Source organism: Rhizobium aethiopicum, from assembly GCF_014197535.1.
GTDB classification, from domain to species: domain Bacteria; phylum Pseudomonadota; class Alphaproteobacteria; order Rhizobiales; family Rhizobiaceae; genus Rhizobium; species Rhizobium aethiopicum_A.
Window position 1 is genome coordinate 1 of the sequence record NZ_JACIFV010000020.1, and the last position, 20,068, is coordinate 20,068.

8 protein-coding genes and 6 pseudogenes are annotated in these 20,068 nt (G+C 58.7%); 3 read left to right on the forward strand and 11 right to left on the reverse strand.

Annotated features, from left to right (window positions below):
* Together GGD53_RS31940 and GGD53_RS22760 are read right to left on the reverse strand one after the other, a co-directional pair.
* A pseudogene (locus GGD53_RS31940) lies at positions 1-1,210 on the reverse strand (hypothetical protein); the annotation flags it as partial.
* A gap of 36 nt (positions 1,211-1,246) precedes the next feature.
* Positions 1,247-1,755 (reverse strand): annotated as a pseudogene (locus tag GGD53_RS22760) (transposase); the annotation flags it as partial.
* A gap of 524 nt (positions 1,756-2,279) precedes the next feature.
* On the opposite strand from GGD53_RS22760, the gene GGD53_RS22765 reads away from it, so the two are divergent.
* Positions 2,280-3,167, forward strand: a complete 888-nt coding sequence (locus GGD53_RS22765) for a host specificity protein (RefSeq protein ID WP_085861385.1) — start codon at positions 2,280-2,282, stop codon at positions 3,165-3,167.
* 897 nt (positions 3,168-4,064) lie between these two features.
* Here the strand turns inward: GGD53_RS22765 and GGD53_RS22770 are convergent.
* A complete protein-coding gene (locus GGD53_RS22770) occupies positions 4,065-4,664 on the reverse strand; it encodes a nuclear transport factor 2 family protein (protein ID WP_085861384.1) in 600 nt (199 codons plus the stop codon).
* 753 nt (positions 4,665-5,417) lie between these two features.
* On the opposite strand from GGD53_RS22770, the pseudogene GGD53_RS22775 reads away from it, so the two are divergent.
* Positions 5,418-5,975, forward strand: a pseudogene (locus GGD53_RS22775) (radical SAM protein); the annotation flags it as partial.
* A gap of 210 nt (positions 5,976-6,185) precedes the next feature.
* Here the strand turns inward: GGD53_RS22775 and GGD53_RS22780 are convergent.
* The 8 genes and pseudogenes from GGD53_RS22780 to tssK all read right to left on the reverse strand — a co-directional run bounded on the left by GGD53_RS22780 (position 6,186) and on the right by tssK (position 18,275).
* On the reverse strand, positions 6,186-7,196 hold the full coding sequence (locus tag GGD53_RS22780; RefSeq protein WP_008536072.1) for a LysR substrate-binding domain-containing protein: 1,011 nt from the start codon (positions 7,194-7,196) through the stop codon (positions 6,186-6,188).
* A 191-nt stretch (positions 7,197-7,387) separates the two neighbouring features.
* A pseudogene (locus GGD53_RS22785) lies at positions 7,388-7,714 on the reverse strand (carbamoyltransferase N-terminal domain-containing protein); the annotation flags it as partial.
* An 822-nt stretch (positions 7,715-8,536) separates the two neighbouring features.
* A pseudogene (locus GGD53_RS22790) lies at positions 8,537-8,775 on the reverse strand (SIR2 family protein); the annotation flags it as partial.
* A 99-nt stretch (positions 8,776-8,874) separates the two neighbouring features.
* Complete coding sequence (locus GGD53_RS22795) at positions 8,875-10,491, reverse strand: hypothetical protein (RefSeq protein WP_085861381.1); 1,617 nt, start codon at positions 10,489-10,491, stop codon at positions 8,875-8,877.
* Between the two features lie 296 nt (positions 10,492-10,787).
* A complete protein-coding gene (gene tssM / locus GGD53_RS22800) occupies positions 10,788-14,393 on the reverse strand; it encodes a type VI secretion system membrane subunit TssM (protein ID WP_085861380.1) in 3,606 nt (1,201 codons plus the stop codon).
* A gap of 9 nt (positions 14,394-14,402) precedes the next feature.
* A complete protein-coding gene (gene icmH, locus GGD53_RS22805) occupies positions 14,403-15,692 on the reverse strand; it encodes a type IVB secretion system protein IcmH/DotU (RefSeq protein ID WP_012489524.1) in 1,290 nt (429 codons plus the stop codon).
* Complete coding sequence (locus GGD53_RS22810; RefSeq protein WP_210256236.1) at positions 15,692-16,912, reverse strand: type VI secretion system-associated FHA domain protein; 1,221 nt, start codon at positions 16,910-16,912, stop codon at positions 15,692-15,694. Before GGD53_RS22810 ends, icmH begins: the two co-directional genes overlap by 1 nt.
* A 7-nt stretch (positions 16,913-16,919) precedes the next feature.
* Complete coding sequence (gene tssK, locus GGD53_RS22815) at positions 16,920-18,275, reverse strand: type VI secretion system baseplate subunit TssK (protein ID WP_016737477.1); 1,356 nt, start codon at positions 18,273-18,275, stop codon at positions 16,920-16,922.
* Positions 18,276-18,929: 654 nt separating this feature from the next.
* Here tssK and GGD53_RS22820 point away from each other — a divergent pair.
* A pseudogene (locus GGD53_RS22820) lies at positions 18,930-19,477 on the forward strand (transposase); the annotation flags it as partial.
* Between the last annotated feature and the right edge of the window lie 591 nt (positions 19,478-20,068).

Genomic DNA, 20,068 nt, shown 5'->3' on the forward strand with positions numbered 1-20,068 from the left:
CCTCAACGACTTGCTGGTACTGCCGAAGCCGCTTGAAAGAGATAGTGTGTTTTCCCATGTCTTCGGTGAAGTCTTGGTAATCTTTTTTCAACGACTGTTGCTGCTGATCAGTACCGGTGAGTCGGCTGACTATGCTCTCCCTGCCCTCCCTTTGGAGCCAAGCGCTAAACTTTCGTTGGTGACTGGTATTATTCCGAGAAGTCGGGACCGGTCCGAACTTACTCAGCTCTTCCTTGGCCAAGCTATCAATGACGCGGGCGTCGTCGGGATAAGGATCATGTATCTGGCGCCCCATCAGGCGCGGCCCAGGTCCAACGGCTTGGAGTTCTTGCCCCTCAGGCGCGAGCCTCCTGAAATGAGACAGTGCTGACTTAAGACGGTCCTGACCATCCCCACCACTTGCCCAATAATCCGCGATATCAACGGCTAGTGAATCTGGATCGTTTAAAAGCCGAGAAGCCATCGAATCTCTGTTCTCTGCTCGGAGCCAACGAGCGAACCCCCTAAGAATCCCTAAATTGGTCGTCAAGGTACGCTCGGGAACCCTTCCGTCCCCTCGGCCGATGCTACCGTCGGGTAGAATTTCGTAGCCTCGGACTGCTTCCGCGAACTGGTTGATGCGGGACTCGTCATCGGAATGCATGTCCCGGTCGGCGGGGCGACCACGCTTGGCGTAATCGACGCGAACCTTGGTTGAGACCACGTGAGTCTCCGTTGCGGCATCGACGTCTTGCTGCCCCGAACTCCGCGACGACGTCTTGCCGCTGCTCAATCCGAACGCCTTCTTGAACCCTGACGCCATGCGCGACGTAAATCCGCGGCGTTTGCCCTGCGGCGGCGCGGCGACTTCGCCCGCCTCCGCCATATTGCTCGATGTCTTGCTCCCCGAGCCGCCGAATCGCAAGCTGCTGGAGCCCGCCCGAGAGACGTCTATGCTGTGGCGGGCGCCGCTCAACGAGTTCTCCGGCGCCAACGACTGCGGCGCCACTCGCATCGAACCGCCCACGGATCTGCGACGCGGCACACGGTCGCCGGCGTCACTGTCGTGCGAACCGAGGCGCAAGTCGCTCAGATCCTGTTCCACATCTCGTCTCTGTGAATTGTACTCCCGGATCCAGGCGTCCGTATCGAAAGCTCCGGTCACGCCTTCGATCCACTCACTTACTTCGCGAGAATCGTCATCGCGCGGCTGGTTCCGTCTTGGGTACATCGATGCCGGTCCTCCGGAAATCAAATTTGGAACCTCGATCCTATTGACGCCGGACGGCTCTCCTTCCCGTCGAAGCAGGACGAACAGTCGCCGATAGCCGAAACGCCGACGCTCGTTTGCAAGGTCACGCAGCTTTGCCCGCAGCGCCACCTCCGGCGGTCGGCAGGACCGATAACGCACCGTCTTGCGGTCGGCGGATATGATCTGGCAGGCCCGCCGCTCCGAAAGACCCATCACGGCCTTCAGATGCGTGACGGCTTCACGCTTGGCGGCAGGCCCTACCATTTTTTTGCAAGAAGCTCGCGGAGCGCGGCCGCATCCAGCATCTGTTCGCCCAGCAGCTTTTTCAGCCTGGCGTTCTCGTCCTCAAGCGCCTTCAGCCGCTTGGCCTCGGACACTTCCATACCACCGTACTTGGCTTTCCAGTTGTAAAACGTCGCTTCCGAAATCCCGTGCTTACGGCAGAGGTCGGCCGCCTTCGCGCCTGCCTCCTGCTCCTTGGGTACCGCAATTATCTGCTCTTCGGTAAATCTCTGCTTCTTCATTCGTCCGTCCTTTGATGGGCCGGACTCTAATCATTTCTGGAGGAAATTCGCAGTGGCAGGTCCACTTCACCACCTAAGGGGTCTACGTGGCTCCGCTTTTCCAAAGCATTTTAGAATATCGATTTTGCATGATGGCGACCAGTCCGGTTGCACTAGCATATGCGTAATCTGCAATTGGAGACCAACAACGGTGAAAACAGAACAGGCCCGCGGGGCGGTAAATTTTCCGAGACGCCTCTAACATTCAAGCTAATCTTAGCCCTGCCGCGGCGCAGACACCTCCGACGGACTGTCAGCCGATTCGACGATGGTCTGGCGAAGGGAGCCACGCTTTCGCGGATCCTCGAGGCTTGGGCTGAGGTAAAGGGATCAGGAGCGGCGCATGCAACGCGCACCGCCCGCTTCATCGAGTCTAGCAGTCACGTATCCGCTTTATAGGCCGGACATGTGAGCGCACCGTTCCCATGTGAAGCGACTGAAAAGAATGCGCTTCATCACACCTTTCACTCTCAGGAGAGACCGCCATGGATAACTCAGAACGATCGCTGCGCTACAACATTTCCGAGGAAGATGATCGCACCCGGGCCATGGCGGGGTGGATCGAGAATATGACCGGGGCACAAATGCTTACGGGCATGCCGTCCCGATCAACGCCAGATCCCCATGCTCTTTCGCCTTCGTCGCCAACGCGACCATACTCGCTCTCTTCCGAACCTCCAATTAAGGTGCTCGACAGATCGACATTTGCCAGAAAAGTAAGGGAATTTTACGGTGATGAAATCAAGCACATTTCCGTCAATCCACAAGAGTACTCGCCCTTCGTGTCCTCTAAAGCCCTGCGTACGGCTACCATCGCTCGACTCTACGGCGGCACCGACAATGATACGCCCAGCGCGCGATATTTCAGCTATGATCTGGGAGAACGAAGCGTTGGGCTTTTAAGAACAGAGGATGGATTTAGCATCGAAAACGAGCCGTGGCGGGAACTATTTCCCGGTCGAAGAAGAATCACGTCGATTGTAGACCTTCGCGTTACTCATCCGCTTGTCGAGAACGCAGGCGATATTCTGCTCGAACATCAACTTCAACTCGACGGCGAACAGCCGTTGATCATGTCACGTCCCGCTACGCCGGAGATGGGAACCCGTCTAGAGCAGATGGGTTTCGTTGATGTGGGTGAAAATCGCTGGGTGCTCGACCCTACGCAACATCCCGACAAGTGGACAAAGAATAGCAAGGGTGGATGGCAGCGCGCCGACAAACCTTGGAGTTATCTCTCTAAAACCGTGGAGTATCTTAGCGACGATGAAGCAGGTGTCGAGGAGCATTCGAGTGACGCCAGTGTCGAGACAGATTCATCCGATGATGACCCGTCTTGGTACTTCGAACACCTCAATTTGAACCGCGGCTAAAAGCTTGCCTCATCGTGAGGACTTTTTGCGCCGCCGGCTGAGTTGATACGCCCTTGTATTACGGGAGGACGCAGGCGAAGATTAGAGACTGCAATAATTGCTGCGACTCTCTGCGACGGCCCGCCTCATGCTGCACTCCGATCCTGCCGCGATGCAGATTGGCGGGGCTGGCTTCTGGGTGGTCCGCAACGATATCGCCGTTGGGGGTATCTTCTGATAATGGCCGTCGGGTTCGAAAACCTTCTGGTTGAGCCCCTAAAAGATCACCCAGGTACTCCCCAGGCGCCTCATGAATAACGACACCGAAGCGCTTGAACTCGAATCGCTCGTATCCGGACCCGTCGCCAAGCCCAAGGCGACCGTCCGACACGATGTCGATGAATGATCGACGTGCGAGCTGACCGGAAACCGCACGGTCCGGTCGACATCATCGGGACGCGCCCATGGGCCCCATCGGCACGCGTCTGCGAATAGCGGCGAGATCCGTCTCGTCGGCGCGTTCCAGTTCTCGACCATCGGCGTGCGCACATAGCCGAGCTCTTATGGCCGTCAGGCCCACTCGACGCGACGCCAACTCGCATGCCAAACTTTTCGTGATCAAGATCAGGCCCCTTCCAGGCAGCGTAGCCGTTGCGTCTGGGATCGCCCAGCAACCCGCCCAGCGAGGCCACATTGAAGATCACAGGGCCGCGCGGCAACGCCGCACCGCACCGTTCCGCTTCCAGGAAGATCCACGGCAACGACAATGTCGCCGTTTGTCGCAAAGGCATCGACCAGAGCGCGGCCAATCCCGCCTGCAGCGCGTGTAATGACGGCGGGTGTCTGCTTGCTTCATGGATTAGCTTCTCCTGCTCCGGCGTATGCGATCTAACGCTAAAGGAGCCAGATGACAGCAAGTTAGCACCACGTCCCGGAAAAGAAGAGTTCGGCACCAGCTGAACGCGCCGCTATTCCGCCTCGGCTTTCATGCTCTTTGCCGCTTCCGAGCGTATAGACCGGGTCGTTAGAATGCGATGTTCCGATCGGCTGCCTGAAACCGAACCGCTCAATCTCTGGCGACGCCGCCTGCTGTGTCTGCTCCTCGAGCCAATCATAGACCACTGTGCGGTCGGCAATTCTCCACTCCCCTTCCCTTTTCTGAAAATGGTCGCAATATCGACCACATAGGAGAAACCTGGCAACGTATGATCCGGCCGCAGTCCGGCCCTCGTTGGAGCGCAGTGAAGTAGCTCTCGACAGCTGCTTCGCCGGGCTGATAAACTCAATCAGAACGTTGGTGATCTGGTGGATGTTGCGCGGTTCGGTCTTGAAGACACCAAGCGTGAACTCAATGAATCCCTCGGCGGAGCCCGTATACGCTCCGTGAACGTCCTGCGCATCAGGCCAGAAGGAGCTGCGCAGCCCCGCCTCGTCCGCCCGTCTATCCCGCGGCAATACCGATAGGACAGTCGCGGATCGTTTCGCGATCATGCAATTCGACCCATTTTCGTGGTCCATGGCCCGTCGCAAGTCTGGTCTTGAGTTGAAAATGGCGTTCTATGCATCTGCGAACGGACATTCGCGCCGTCGGCGCTTGACTTGGCCTCGCAATGCCACTTCCCAGGGAACGTCTGTGAACTCAAACAGCGTGCGTAGGACAGCAACTCCCGCGCAATCAAGGACCATTGGTGCGTTGGATTTTGTCTGCAAGAACAGCCAGGGCCTCTCTGCGCTTGTGTGGAACGTAGCTAACGGTCCATTCGGCGACAATGCGGTCGACGAGTTCGCCAGAAAGAGCCCAATGTCGACTGGATCCCCGTTTGCGGCCGCCGGGGCTGCCGGTGCCTGTCTCGGCGAAGTCTCCTCCAAAGCCTGTATCCGAACGATCCTGCCTGGCTCCCAATCGGGCTCGTCTGACCGAGCGGGAGCGGCTGATCGACGCGAGGGAGAAATCTGGGGCCAGGCGGCTCGCCTCTCGGCGTCACCCCACGTTAGGCTGGTTATGCCATCCGCGGGCATCAAATCGGGGTGAAAGAAAGTTCTAAGCCTGGTGTGGTCGAGCGGCCCGACCTGCCCTCCTCAACTCAAGCACTCGAGGCGAGCCGCCATTTTACCGGCGTAGGTCTATTGTCGAATGCCTGACAACCCTATGTCGGGTCGCAAATGGAGGGAACCGGACAAAAAACTCTAACCAATTGAAAACTAACGCAATTTTCATTGGCATGGCCCTTGCTTCTTGAACCGGGACGTTAAGCAGCAACGGAGCCTTTAATGCCCCCACCAATGATTTCGCTCAAGAACCTGACCAGCACGACAACTATGAACCAACTGCTGGCCACAGCGAAGTCCACTGCTTGCGCCGCGTCATTGTGCGGTTCGTCCGCAAAGCCGCACCACGTCGAGCCGGCTGTCTGGGAGAAAATCACGGACCTTTCCTGCTATTTAGAAAAAGCGCACTACTATTTCGCGCGCATGCACGTCGTAGCCGCACCAGCTTGCAATATCCAGTGCAACTACTGCAATAGTAAATACTGCGCCAACGAAAGCCGGCCTACGCCTGACCAGGCGCTGCGAAAGGTCGTTGCGGTCGCCAATGAAGTCCCTCAGCTTTCCGTGCTCTTTATCGCCGGACCAAGCGATGCCTGTTATGACCGGAAGAAGACAAAGGCGACATTTGCACGCGGAGCCACAGAGGTCCCCGATATCAAGCTGTGTCTTTCAACCAACGGTCCGGCAGTGCCAGACCGTGTCGGCGAGCCTGCTGACAAAAATGTTGATCACTTGACGATCACCATCAAAATGGTCGATCCGAGAGCCGGCGCGAAGATATCCGCGCCACTGCAGGGCCGAGCCGCAGCTCAGCAGAAGCCCGGATACAAGCAGACCCCGCGAGCACATAGGCATCCAAGTCTCGATATTCGTCCAACATGCCTGGCACTCTCGGGCGCAGCAGCGCTGAGCCCTTGGTCATCTCCCCGCGCAAAATCCCCGTTTGCTCTCTTTGATGCTTCGGGAGCATCCCGATCACCGCTTCTTGTGTCAGTCTGCTCCCGTCTCCAACGCTGCGGCGACCTCCTTGCGCAGCCATTTATGCTGCGGGTCGTGATGGCACCGCTCGTGCCAGATGAGCATGACCTTGTACGGTGCCGGCTCGAGGGGTGGATCAACAACCCTAAGCGGCAGCATCGCGGAAACTTGGGTCGCAACGCGGCGCGGGACGAGCAATACCAAATCCGTCCCCGAAGCCACCACCGCTGCCGTGAGAACGCTGGAAAAAAGTATGGGACTACGATCCTCTCGCAGGTTGGGCAAGTGGTCGTAGATCGGGCCGAAATGGTCGGGGGAGTCCGTACTGATGGCAGCGTGACGCAAGGTCGCGAAGTTGTCGATCGTCCATTCCTGCGCCAGCGCGGGATGGTCGTGGCGCAACAAACACGCGAAGCGGTCTGTATAGAGACTGCGCCGAAAATAGCCAGGCAGTTGCACGTCAATATGCCCAACGGCCAAATCAATATCACCTTGCTCAAGCCCCCGCATGGCACGATCAAACGGCAAACAGGCGAGTGTGTCGAGATGAGGGGCACGCTCGCGTAACCACGGCAGGAGGCGCGGTAGTACAGCCAAAGCTTGATGATCGGGGATCGCCAGCGTTGCCCCCCTCCCCCATTCTTTTGAGATTACGCTGCGGCTTGTCACCATCTCTCGGATCGTACGCAGTGCCGACGGCAGCCTTTGAGCCAAGTGTTCGCCTTGCGGCGTTGGGATCAAACCCGTTGAAGACCGCACCAGCAGGTCATCATTGAACATGCCGCGCAGCCTTCCCAGTGCCCGGCTCATCGCCGGTTGACTCCGCCCGATGTGCTGGCCCGCGTGCGTCACGTTCCGGTATTCGAGCAGAGCCTCGAGCGCGACCAGGAGGTTGAGGTCTATTGATGCCAAGTTTATCTGGTGTCCAGTGAGGCGCTCTCCTCTCCAATCTTGCAACATCTTTCGCCTATAAGCGAGTTGATCCGTCACCTCTTTTTCTACATAGCGTTTCATGACGTTCATTCCTCAACAATCAATTCCGGGTCCAACGTTTTCGAGTTCATCTCGGCGGTGGAGCGCGGGTGACAACCTCATGGCATTGTGCCATCACGCGTCCAAGGGGCGGCCAGATCTGTGTGACGATGGCGATCACATGGAACATCGGGGTGTCCCACAGGAATATAGCGCCCGTGTCGACTTCCCCGAGCCCGTTGCAACAGTCTCGGATCCGATGCTGGGGTGCTTGGGTGAAAGAGGCGCACGCGCTCGAGCACAGCGTTGCAATAGGCCTCGGTCGCATAATACGCGATGCGGTCGATGTCGCTCAGGTGAACACCTGCAGATGCGAGGCAATATTGAATCGAACGCGTTGGTAACTTGTTGGAGTGCTTGATCCGGTTAAGGCGCTCCTCCTCGACCGCCGCTATCACTCGCCCGTCGCGAACGGGAACCGCAGCCCCATCGTGCATAAAGGTGTTCGGTAGATCGAACGAATTTTCGTAGACTCTGCTTAGACCGCCACTGAGCCCTAGACACAGCATGTTGCTCTCCAGTTCGTTTCGGAAGGTAGGTCGCTCTGGCCTGGCCACCGGCCTTCGTAGTTTCATAGGGTGGCGCTTGACAGTGCAGCTAGAGCTCACGGGGTCGAAGCCGATACCATTAGTGACCGGCGCGGCGACATTGCCGACAACCGATCCTGCGCAACCTTCTTGATCATTGTTGCGACGCCGCACAGAAACCCGGGCCGAAGCGCTTGCAGCAGAACTGCCTAACCTATCCACATCACTCAATCCTTCATATTTCGGCCCGACAGCCGCAAGAAAACATCACGAGGTTTGGTGGCCCTGCAAAAGGCGCAGACCAAGTCCTCGCGGCTGCGAGCGCGCCTGCTCTGGCTTCTAGTGATTGTGGGAGATGCACTCACAGGTTAGTCGACCAGGGAACAGTGCTTCTTGTGAGAGCCCTATCAGCACTGAAACGGGAGAAGCAACGGTGAAGATTCTGCCCGATCACGACCAGCGTAAGATAACAATCGAGGCCAGGCAACTGACAGAGGGCTCCAGGTCGAATTTCCAGCATCGTCTCCGCACCTGTGGACCCATTTTTTTAGAACTCCACATAATCTACACAGCGCTCTTCAGCGTTTTCTAAGGGCAATCGTTTTGAGCAGTAAAATCGTTTTTGTGGATGGAATGCGTGCAAAAAGGAATGGGTGGATCATAGCAAGGCGAGCGGCACTTTCAAACAGCGGTCGTGATGATCAACGTTTACGGCAAATCCGCCTCCGACGTCGGTGCCGACGACCGACCTCCGAAATCCTCGTGTATCGTCGTACCCGCAACACTCCTTCTCTACTCTGGTTTTCAGCCGATAAACCTAGCCGCAGCTTCGCCAGTCGGCACGTCGATAAGCGTGATCGGGCTTGCTGCAAGGAAACGGCGTTGGTTGTTGGTCGGCGCTGCCGCATCCAGCACCGCAAAACGTGGTGCGTTGGATCGCGTCATGATCCGTCGGGCGTAGGTGCGCAGCATCTGGTCGTTGAAGCGGCAGCCGATGAAGAAGAGCCTCTGTTGGTGCGCCGCTCCTTCACCGCTTCGCTGACCCACCTGAGCGGCGGAACTCCTTCCGTCGCTGATGAGGCCGTTGATGGCCTGCTAGCCCGGCCTTCCGGTGGGTCGGCCGGCATCGAGACAGGCGATTATTACGCGGCGGGCGCGGCGCGCGAGGTTTCGATGCGCTTCAGTCCATCGGTGATGGCCGCGAGCCCTTCCCGCAGCGTCTGCCCTATAGTGCCCGGACCGATGTCGATTGGAGGATTGTCAAGCATGGCTACAATGTCGCTGCCGTTGAGATAATCGAGCTTCTTCTGGACTGTGGTTCGGACACGCTCGGTCGCGCTCGACAGTGCCTCACCGTTGCGTTCGGTGATGGCGGAGAGCTGATCTGAAAGCTCTCCTCCGAACTGCAGGAAGATGTCGTCGACATACCTCCACGTTCCGCCGCGGGCTTCCACATCGACCATCTGGTTGATCTTGCTCTTTACCTCATCCCGCAGCGTCAAGGCAGCGTCGAGATGAGCCTGCCATATAGCTATGATACTTTCGACCGAGTTCTCGATGGATTTGGTCCTTTCGGGCTGGTCTGCGATGCCAAGAAGGACCAGAAGTTGATCATCGTTACCGAGCCGCGGGACCACCGCTGCGATCAGACGCTCCACAACCGCGCGCCTACGGGCTGCATCGCCTAGTTCCTTCGGCCATTGCGACGACACTATCTTCGCAATCCTCTCAGAATTCGCGTTCTCTAGCGGATAAGAAAGCTGTCGCTCCTGAGCCTTTGCCTTGATCAGACGGAACAAGGACTCTACTACCTCGTCTTGATCGAGAGCGCCCGTTGGAACTCTGTTCAGATCGATCCCATTCACCACGACCTCTTCGCGGCGGTCGCCGTTTGTCTCGCCCTGCCCCGCCCCATCGGGCATGTCATCCACATATTGAAGATTTCGCAGATTCTCAGGATAGGCCAGCATCAACAGAAGTCGGCCGGCGAAGTTGTGCAGCGTTGCCTCCTGCTCTTCCGGAGGCGTCGCAGCCAGCACACGTTGCAGCCAATCCGCGATCTTCGTGGTCAGATGGGACAACTCTGCGGTCTGTCCCGCGCCAATTTGCGCGCTGAGACTTACTGCGTGATTGGAAATGGTCGCGGCCGCGGCGGCAATGCCCTCCTTCACTTCCGGGAGAAGCTGCTCCAGGAGCTCAGCCCCGCCTTCACGCTTGCTTCTCTCTTCGGTTTCTTCAACACTCCCTGCAGAGTTCCCTTCCGCGCTATCGAGCGCCGTCATCGGCCGATTGAATTCTTCAGAGTCGTCGGGTGGAAGAAATTGGGAGTTCTCCTCGGCGTTCATCTCAAACTGCTGAATGTCTTCTTCAGTTAAGATTCCTGCTTCCTGCATGTCAGGCAACCTCATGCGGAAGTTCACGAAATACTTCTTCATCACCTTTTGGACCTGCGGGAACCCGGCCTTTCCACCATCAGCCAACTTGACGAGGATAACGCCGTTTTCGTTCATCCTGCCCGTGCCTCTCCGCAGAAGCGAAAAGTTCTCCTTACTACTATCCTCATCATCTTCAAAAGGCATGTTTTTCAAAGTTTGTGCCAATCCATTGAGCTTTTTCTTACTCACCAGGACAGCAGGCTTCCGCAGATCGCCAACCGTGCCGACCGCAAAGCAGAACTCCAAATCCGCTCTGTTCTTCGTCTGGTCGATCAACTGCAGAAATTTCTTCGCTCTTGTCCTATTGTGCTTCATTCCGGCCATTATATCTCTCCAGTTTCCTGTTCTAGATCAGTGTACGTCGGTTGATAGGGTGGGACAGGATCTGATCACCCAACTTCCCGAAGATCTGCCTGATGGAGGTGACCGCGCTCTCCAGCGGTCTAGTCGAGCGGGAAAGCGGCGCGCCGAGATCAAGCGACGATCGCCGCCAGTCGCAGCCGTGACCGCCTCCGATCCGGCCGGCAACCGACATGCCGACCTCTCCCGCCGCAGACCTGCGTGGGCGTCTCGTGACCCCATAGGGCTTTCCCAGCGCCAGTCGGATGCTATCCCGGCGTTCATAAGAAATCTGGACATCGGAATTCTGACAGCAGATTGCGGGACAACGGGCTCATCACGCTGTCAGGCTGGAGGTTAAAAACCGCCCAATGGCGACCGGACACCAGTCGTACCTGAATAAGGTCCCCTCCTCCCAATGGCTGCTTATCCGCCTCATTTAAGAGGCGAAACAGCGCCCAATGGCCGCTCTTAGAGAGGGTGGCGCCTTGAAAACCGATGAAAGCGACGGAAGCGCCGCCGACGCCGCCGGCCGTAGGCCAATGGAAATGCATGGCCGCGGCGGCCGTTCCTCGTCGATGTTCGAGGCGCTGGCCGTCGATGTCTACCACCACCTGGTCTGTCAACGGATCGGTCTCGGCGACGGTGAGCAGGAATCCAACTGACACCTGGCCGGCATCATCGAACATGGTGTCGCGGATCGTGGCTGCCCGTTGGAACTGGGCCAAGGTATTGCGGCCGATAGGGAAATCGACACCGCTCGTTGGCCGAAACTGCCACGAACCTTTGGATTTGTCGACGAATGGGGAAAGGTTCTCGGCGAAGAAAGTGTCGATCTCCGCCTTGCGGCCGAACAGCCGGGCGAAATCGCTCAAAGGGATATCCCGGCGGGATCCGCTCGCGAAGGGATACCGTCCTTCGGTAGCCCGTCGGCACAAATCGCCGGGGCCGCCCGCCCAACCGCTCGCCAACCCGCGCCTCATGCCGCTGACGGTTAGGTCCGAGCTGTGGCGGCTGAGGCCGAGGATCCATTGCCGGATGGGTTCGGGCAGATCGGCCGCCCCCGCCTCGATCTGTTGGATGGCGACGCCCGCCTGCCCGTTGTGTTCCAAGATGTTCGAACCCGCCAGCCCCTGCGCCTGGCTGAGGGAGCGATACAGTTCGCCGAGATCCCGGAGAGCACTGTCGATCGGCGCCTGCGCGCCCGCTTGGCTGTTCGACGGCACTTCGACCAGCTGGTGCAGCCACCGGAAATGATCGCCCATATAGAGCTGGACGTGAGCTTCAGGCGTGTCCGCGGCCGGTTGAGACCGGAACAGTGCCTCGAGCTCGCTTGGCAACACCTCGCCCTGGGGGACACTGTCACCTTTCGTCAAGCCGTCCTCGGGAGCCGGTGGTTGCTTGAGCTTTAGCTCCTGCGCCGCCGCGAAAAGGAACAGGCGCATTGGTGACGTCGGCGCGGACAGCGTGTTCAAGGTGCGCAGCGCGTCATCGATACCCCCAGACGGGCGGATGGACATATCGCCAATGAGCTGGTCCCAGCGCAACGCGAACTCCTGAGCGTAGAGATCCGCCGCCGAACGCCGCAGCTTCTGGCTCACATCACCGGCTGCAATCGGCGCGACTACCTGTGAGTCGAGAACCCAGCCTTCTGCAGCGACAGCGTCAGCCACTTGCGGCAGCAATCGCAGGAAGGTTCCGTAAAACCCCGCCCTCGTGTAGATGCCAGGAACCCCCTCGCTGAGCGGCTGTCCCGATTTGCGAGCCAGGACGCCCTGCGCCAGCGGCCCGGCATGGTCGGCCAGACGCCAGGTTGGCGCCCGCGAGGCTTCGGGACTGGTCGCGATGATGTCGAGGACGCGGCGCGCCATCGAGACGGTCTGGAGCTTCGCGCGGCTCCTCTCGATCAGTTCGCCATTAAGCTCACTATGGGGCAGCGGCCCTTCCATGAGTGCATCCAGGTGATCAGCGAGCGCGCTGCGCAGGCCGGCATCGGCTTCGGCCGGAAACATCACTCGCCAGTCGGCAGCCATCCAGTTTTTGACGACCGCGCGCTGGAGCGGACCCTGCTGACCCAGCATCAGGTAAACCTTTAACGCCTGGTAGACGAACTGATCATCGTCGTGCCGCTCGACCAATAAGGTTTCCAACCGGAACATCAGCCGCGGCAGCAGGATGGTGTTCACGGCGCGGCGGTACGCCGCGAGCGTCTGAACCTTGATTTTCTTACTCTGGTCGAGACCCGAACTTGATAGGCGGCCGCCCGCGCTGTCGCCGTTGGCATCACGCAGCCGCTGAAGCAGTGGCAGGATGGGTCGAAGATCGCCACTCTCAACCCGGTCGAGCTTCAGCTTTTCAGCCCCTCTGGCATAGCTGCCAGCCATTAGGCGAACGCTCTCGATCAGCTGAACATTCCGAATATAGCTGAACGTCCATAAGACGCTGGCGGTAACAATGACCGCCGCTATCATCGTGTAGGCGCCGTACCGGATCCGCCGCTGGCGCCGATCGAAGCGGTGATTGGCATCGACGAGCCCAGCTTCGGCGAAAACGACTTCGCGCAGCAGCCGGCTGATGAAATAATTACGGCCCGGGCCACGAAGCGCTGTACAGGGCGGCTGAGCGATCTCGAAGGTCTGAGATCTGGCGTTCGCAACTCGATCGAAGGGCATGCCAATTTGCGTGCCGCTTAAGAAGTAGACGCCGCGGAGCATAAGCGGTTCCTGGAACGAATTCCCGCCAAAGGCTTCCTTCAAGAACTGTTGCGTCAGGTGCTTGAGGCTAGCGACCTGCTGTGGGAAGCCGAACATGAGCGCACGACGCTGGAGGTTGCTTTCGTGCTGCATTCGTTCAAGCAGCCTTTCGTTTAGGCGGCCAACAAGCGCATCGTATGCTGCGGCAAACGCCATCGGATCGCCTTCGTCCTCCGACGCCTCTTGCGCAAAGGTGAACCCCCACACCGCCTCCCGCCCCTCGCGACCCAGATCGTCGAAGAATTCAACAAATCCCGCCAGCAGATCGCTCTTAGTGAAAAGCACATAAATCGGCAGTTGCAGGCGAAGCTCCCTGTACACTTCGAGGAGCCGCTCACGGATACAGCGCGCGCGATCGGCGAGCACTTCCTCGGATGTAGAATTCAGCTCGCTGATTGCGATCGTGACTAAGACACCGTTCAGCGGCTGCCGTGGCCGGGAGCGTCTGAGCATACGAAGCAAGCCACGCCAAACCGCTTTGTCCCGGTCTGCATCACCCTCCTGTATCGTGTAGCGCCCAGCAGTGTCGACGAACACCGCGTCATCGGTGATCCACCAGTCGCAGTTTTCCGTACCCGCTAACCCACCGGCGGCTCTCAGACCGGACCTCGCCGCCATCGGAAAGCTGAGCCCGGAATTGACTATTGCTGTGGTCTTCCCCGAGTTGGGCGGACCGATCATCACATACCAGGGCCGCTGATAGAGCCACCGCCTGCTGATACCTCCTGCGTAGCGGCGCCCCTTGAGTGTGGTAAGGGTCTCGCGGAAACGATGACGAATCGCCTCCAGCTCTCTTTCAGCAAGCGTGCTGGCTTGCCCCACACTTCGGTCGGAAGGCCTTGGGTCTCCCTTCTTCTGCTCGGCCCCACCCGCGTCCAGCGCTCCCGACACTCGTGATTGGACGAGGTCTTCAAAATAGGCCTGAACCTTGTAAAGCTGGGACTGGATCAAGTAGATCACGGTGTATCCGACCGGAATCAGCATCGATGCCGCGATCTGGCTGCGAAGGCTGTCAAGCGGCGCAAATCCTCCGACCGAGATATGCGGTCCGAGCGTGAAGATTAAGGCACATACGATCGCCGCCCCGCCGACACGGAGCCATTGCCACCTAAGCGCTTTCTTGATTGACTGCATGGCTTGTCTTCATTGTGTCTTTGTGATGATGATTTGAATCCGACGGTTCCGCGCGCGGCCCTCGGGCGTGTGGTTCGAAGCGACCGGTTCTCCGCTCCCTCTGCCCTCTTCTCGCACGCGGCCTGGGTCATCCATCATGGATTTGATAATCTCGGCAGCTGCGCTCGCACGCGCGAGCGAAAGGGAATCGTTTGAAGGGAAGGCGAGTGATTGCACCGGAATGGCGTCGGTGTGCCCGGTCAGGAGGACCGATCCCGACTCACCGTTCAGAGAACGACCAATTCGTAAAAGAAGCGGCAGGAACATTTTCTTCACTTCCGGACTAGCAGAATCGAACATCCCGGAGGCGCGAATGATAACGACGATCTGCTGTGGGTCCTCGGACACAGTGACAAGCCCTTCGCGGATTTCGGGCTCGAGGAAGTTACGCAGTCGGTCGCTGCTCATAACAACCTTTGGTGGCAATGCGATTCTCGCCGATCTGACAACGCCGTTCGGCGGCAATGTCGCGATATCGTTGAAGACAGCGTCGGCGCGGGCATTTAATGCATGCAGGAGTCCGGTATAGATCGAGAGGAGTAATCCTGCCCCAAACGCTACGACGGCCCAGATTGGAACGATTGTGCGGCGTGGCTTCGGATTATTTGAGTTCCTCCGCCAGTGCGGGGATAGTTCGCGCTCGAAGTCACCACGGGCTGCTCGGATCAGGCGGTAGACGTCTTCGCACAGCACACTGAGCTCTGCGGCTCCTCCCGCAGTGACGCGGTAGCGGCCTTCGAAGCCCAACCTCATGCAGTAGTAGAGCAGCTCCAGCAGTTCTATATTGATGGCCGGTTCATTTTTCAATTGCGTCAGCAGATCGAAGAAGCGCTCGCCGCCCCAGGTATCGCTGAACAGCGATCCCACCAAGCTGCGCGTCGTCCAGACGCTGTTGCTGCCCCAGGCTGTGTTCAGAACGATGTCATCGATGGTCGCGCAGAGGGCGTATTTGCAGACCTTGATCGCTCGCGAGGGCAATCCGAGCGGCGTGATCCGACGCTCAAAAGCATCGATCTCCCGCAGCACCCTAAGGCGCAGTGCTTCAACGTCGATATGGCTAGCACTGCTCTTGAGCTGAGCGCTGAGACCCAGCAGCGCCGCCGCGGCCGCGACCAGTGGATTAAGTCGGTCGAGCGCAAGCATCTCCCAGGTAAGTTCGTCCGCCACTGGCGATGACGGCGAAGGGACAGCCAACTGCTCCTCGGCGTGAAGGAGGACGAGTGGCTGGGATTTTGGCATCGTTTCCTCAATCACCATCATCAACCCGCCCACTTCCCTTCGGAGCGGACGCTCTCATCGTGGGATCGGCGGGCGGGTCGACTACGCTCTCGCACTGGGCGCGCGAAGTCGGCGCCGAAGCTCCGGAGCAAATCGGTTTCGATGCTCGATACGACGTCATTGAAGACGCGCACGTACGCACTCCGGTTTCGCGCCTTATGGTTGCGGTGCAAAAGGGAACGGGGCCGCCCCATCGCCTTCTCGATCCCTGCTAGGGACAAGCGTGCACGGACGCTGGACAGAGCCTTCTGCACAGCCGCGAATGACACGTCATGCGTCCCACGGTCGGTGAAGGCTTGCTCAACGGCCAGGTCTCCGCGGAGGGACCCGCTGGAGTCATTGCACAGAACTGCGCGCAACGCCTCACCGACATCGGGAACGAGACTCAGGGTTTTTTCGTCGGAACTCTTATTTCTGAATAATTGTTCGCCAGCTCTCGCTCGGAGAGTATGCTGTGCAGCGCGGCGGAATACAGAAGCATTTTCCCTGCACGATCCAGCACGCTTACGATGCCGGCATTCCGGACATCTGCCAATGATAAGCCGCAGGCGGCAAGGAAAGCCGTGACCGCCGCTCGATGATTCTTGGCGAGATGATTGCTCCACCTTGGGTTGCGTCAAGATGGGGGCCCGATCTGGCACACTGTCTGCGTAGATATCCCACGGACTTCTCATCATGCCCGCCAGCGCGTCTAAACGAGTGCCTAAGAACGGCAATGGTAGGAACTCGCCGTCCCTCAGGTCCAGCAGCGCTTCTTCACCCCGGGTGCAATTGCCCGCCAGGAGCGACGAGGCCGTTTCGAGGGGGCCAAGAAGACTCAACTCCTCACTTGTCGCTGCAAGTTGTCCCTCCGGTTCGGCGGCACTCTCCGCAATGGATATCGAAGGCGACACCGCGACGACATCGGTCATATAGGCGCCGATCTGAATAACATCGCTGGTTTTCCGGGCGACCGGCGCCTCTGACGGAAGCGGCACCGCCTCGTCATTTTGACATGTGTCGTCGCGGCCTCGGTCGATCAGTACGTATCGCCGTGCCATGCACTCGATTGAGCAGTGGGATTTCGAGACCATCTGCTGATCATCCGGCAGAACCAGGCTGTTGCCTGCTCGGCTGGTAGTCAGTCCACCAGCCGCGTCGCCCGGCACGAGATATTCCGGAAAACTACATCTATTGCTGTGTACACGTAGCGTGAGGGGCATTGGTGGGCTAACTCAAATGTGGGTTCTGTCCGGCTCGGATGGCCCAGAGAGCCATTTCGAGATTTGGGAAGTCGCCAGCAACGTGCAGCGCCAAGCCGGCGGATTGGGGCATATCCTTCCAGAAGCGGCTATTTTGATCGATCTCGAAATAGCTGAATCCAACATGGAACGGGATCTGACGCGGCGCGACCGGTAGGGGATTGATGATAATGCCGGGCAGTGCGACATTGACGAGTTCCGTGATTTTCTCCGCCGGGCCGATCTTAATCTGAGACGGGAACTCGCGCCGGAGGCGCTCGACCTCAATATCAGCCCGAGCAGCCAGCACGAAGCTCGAGGTCGTAAAGAGAGAGCGGTCGGCCACCTCAGCCACATGGACACCGTATTTTTGCCGCTGCAGCGGTACGGGGACCGCAGTCTGCTCAATCACTGCACCCAGCGAAGCCCGGATCGACTGTATCACTGGCAAAAACGCCTCCGCGAGAGAGTCGTGCTTGTAAACACCAAGGGTCGGGGCACGTTTATCGACGCGGGCGAACGTGGCTAGTTCACCCGCCAACTGGAGCATGAGAACATACAGCGATTCCGGATTTACAACGGCGGCCTTGGACAGGTGGCAGAAGTACGGCTCGTACCGATTGATCGCCTGCAGCAGAAGGAAGTCCGCGAGCTCTGCAACCCGGTTCGTTCCCGACTGGGAGACCCGAGTGGCCAGAGCTTCACCACGATGGTGAAGCAGGCCGGTGATCTCAGTGATGTAGTTCGAGAGGACCCGGGAGCTGGCGCAGTCGGGGGTTGGCGGCACGTGCGTTTCGTCCAGAATGATCTGTCGGTCGGCCCGGACCTCTATGATACGGGCGATTGGGATGCAAGTGTAGCCAGACCGGTCTGCCGCGTCCGGCAGCAGTCGAAAATCCAGCCTCGCTACGTCGATGGAGGCGCTGCCTCGCTCGCCAGCGTTGGTGTCGACAACATCCTCAGTGGAGACTGCGAAGCGGATAGGTACGTCAATTCCCGCTTGCGCGTCGGTTTCAAGAGCGCCGGGTTGATAAAACGGTACCGCCAAGTGAATAAGCGAATCTCGAAAATCCGGCGGAACGTCGTAGGGAGTTGGCTGGTTGGCTTCGTCAGGAATACTGAAGGGCATCCCGTCCTCCAAGACGCCGCGAGCCGCTTCGATGGCGATCTTACCGAGACCAAGCAGCTCTCGATTGAGCCGCAGCTCGCTGATACCCCACCCGTACCCATGCAAAACCGCCGTCCTGCTGCGCACCAGCTGTTCGACGTGACGATCGGCCTGCTGAAAATGCTGCGGGCGGAGGAACAAGCCCTCCGACCAGACGACCCTATTATTCCACGACATTCAAGACTCGCCTCGCGTCCACCTGACAGAACGGCTTTCTCCGTAAAAGTAGCAGAGCTTCACTGCCCCCTTGCATGCACATCTGATATCCAACAATGCGCTGGTAGAAGGGCATCGCGTGTCGGGACAGCTCAGATATGCAAGCGCCGAAGCTCATCAGGATTGGTCATGAGCCCCCTTGCAGCGCGACAAGCAAGGGGTCTCATCTAGACTGTCGCTCAGTAGCCCGTTGCCCTCAGAGCCTTATTGGTCGTTCATGTTCACACTGACCTACAACGCGCCAATTCGCCTGTCCTGTCACTCGTACGGGATGAATCTCGCAAATGACCGCCCGGAAGCCTTGAGACCCGGCGCCGCAAGTACGGGGCCAAAAGAGCAGCGCAACAGGCAAGGTGACACGTGATGCGCATTGCCTCGTCGAAAATGTTCCTGAATACGCTGAGGCAGTGCCGCCGCCAACATCGTCTTCACGCGCCGCCGCCCCTAAAGCACCTTGACGACCAGTTTAGCGATTAGACAACCACCTCCTGGACACGATCCACGAACCGGTTGCAGTCCCGGTTCGCGCCAGGTGCGGGATAGCAGCCCTGGCGGCATGGATCATTCATGCGGCGAAGATAGGCATTTCCACATTTGGTGATGCCCAATAGCTAGCGAATGGGATATGCGCTGCGCCTCATGTTGGCGCGCGAGCACATGCAAGATGGCACGGTGGAGATCGACCGTTTTCATCTCGGTGAGCGACCGAGAATGGATCCGGACGGTCTACCGCCTGGACGGGGCCGAAAAGGCCTTTCGATACATGCAGGGCGCGCGACGGCGAAAGGGATCGAACCGCAACCTGCCTGATGGGCGGTGAGGCGTTCATGGCGATTGGCAAGAGCTTTGCTACGCATGAGAACGTAAAGCATTCGAGCCGCGAATTCGTCCAAGTCGCCGTCCACTCGGTGGGAGGTTTCAAGTCCCGGGTCCGCCGCACCATTGCCGGCGTCTTTCATCATATCAGCCCGCAGCATGCCTTGTCTTTCCACGAGATCGGCTTCCGCTGGTCACAGCGCATTGTTACGGGCCAGGCAGTGCGGATACTAGTCACGGGTGCCGCCGGCGCTGCGATTGCTGCAAGTCTTTCGCGCTATTACCGGCCGGCAATGCGCAGAAGTCCGGATGCCGGAATCATCGTTAAATCTCCCAGCCTTTTGTGATAAGGCCGCGTTGTTTAGCGGAAGCCAGCAAGGAGTTCGAAGACGAAGGCCGACCTCACTGGCGCCGCAATTGGCGACAGTTGCCACTACCCTGGTATCGTTGGGCCAATCCCACCATAGAAGAGATCATGTCGATGTTTCGTCGTAACCGGCTTGCGCGGCACCGGCGGCCGTCAGCGTTGATAGCAATCCGTGCCGATCGCCACATCAAGCACGGACCTCCGGTCTGGAGAACGGGTCGTCGCTGCATCTCTCGAAGGATCGCCGCTGTCGTTATGGGTTCACGCAGGAGCTGCGCCATAGCCGCTCACTAACCGGATGCGAGCATATCACCTGTGCATGCAATCCAATACCGGGACTGCGCTAGTTTGAATCGCGGGCTCTTCTCCGTGGTTTTTGAGGTTCTGCTGCAATGATGCGTTTACGCTACCAGTTATCAACGGCCTGGCCATGTCTTCGGGATCTGCCGGCCTCCCGTCACCTGAGCTCGATTCCGCAGAGCCGCCCCATGCCACAACAGCAAAAAACGGGACCCACGGTGATTGAGCGGCGTCCGAACGAGGCTCGGCAAGCTGGAGCGGTCGATGGTCG

Excerpts from the sequence above, each read along its gene's own strand:
- tssK (WP_016737477.1), bottom strand. The coding sequence starts at position 18,275 with ATGTCGTGGAATAATAGGGTCGTCTGGTCGGAGGGCTTGTTCCTCCGC.
- GGD53_RS22810 (WP_210256236.1), bottom strand. The coding sequence starts at position 16,912 with ATGCCCCTCACGCTACGTGTACACAGCAATAGATGTAGTTTTCCGGAA.
- icmH (WP_012489524.1), bottom strand. The coding sequence starts at position 15,692 with ATGATGGTGATTGAGGAAACGATGCCAAAATCCCAGCCACTCGTCCTC.
- tssM (WP_085861380.1), bottom strand. The coding sequence starts at position 14,393 with ATGCAGTCAATCAAGAAAGCGCTTAGGTGGCAATGGCTCCGTGTCGGC.
- GGD53_RS22795 (WP_085861381.1), bottom strand. The coding sequence starts at position 10,491 with ATGGCCGGAATGAAGCACAATAGGACAAGAGCGAAGAAATTTCTGCAG.
- GGD53_RS22770 (WP_085861384.1), bottom strand. The coding sequence starts at position 4,664 with ATGGACCACGAAAATGGGTCGAATTGCATGATCGCGAAACGATCCGCG.
- GGD53_RS22765 (WP_085861385.1), top strand. The coding sequence starts at position 2,280 with ATGGATAACTCAGAACGATCGCTGCGCTACAACATTTCCGAGGAAGAT.
- GGD53_RS22780 (WP_008536072.1), bottom strand. The coding sequence starts at position 7,196 with ATGAACGTCATGAAACGCTATGTAGAAAAAGAGGTGACGGATCAACTC.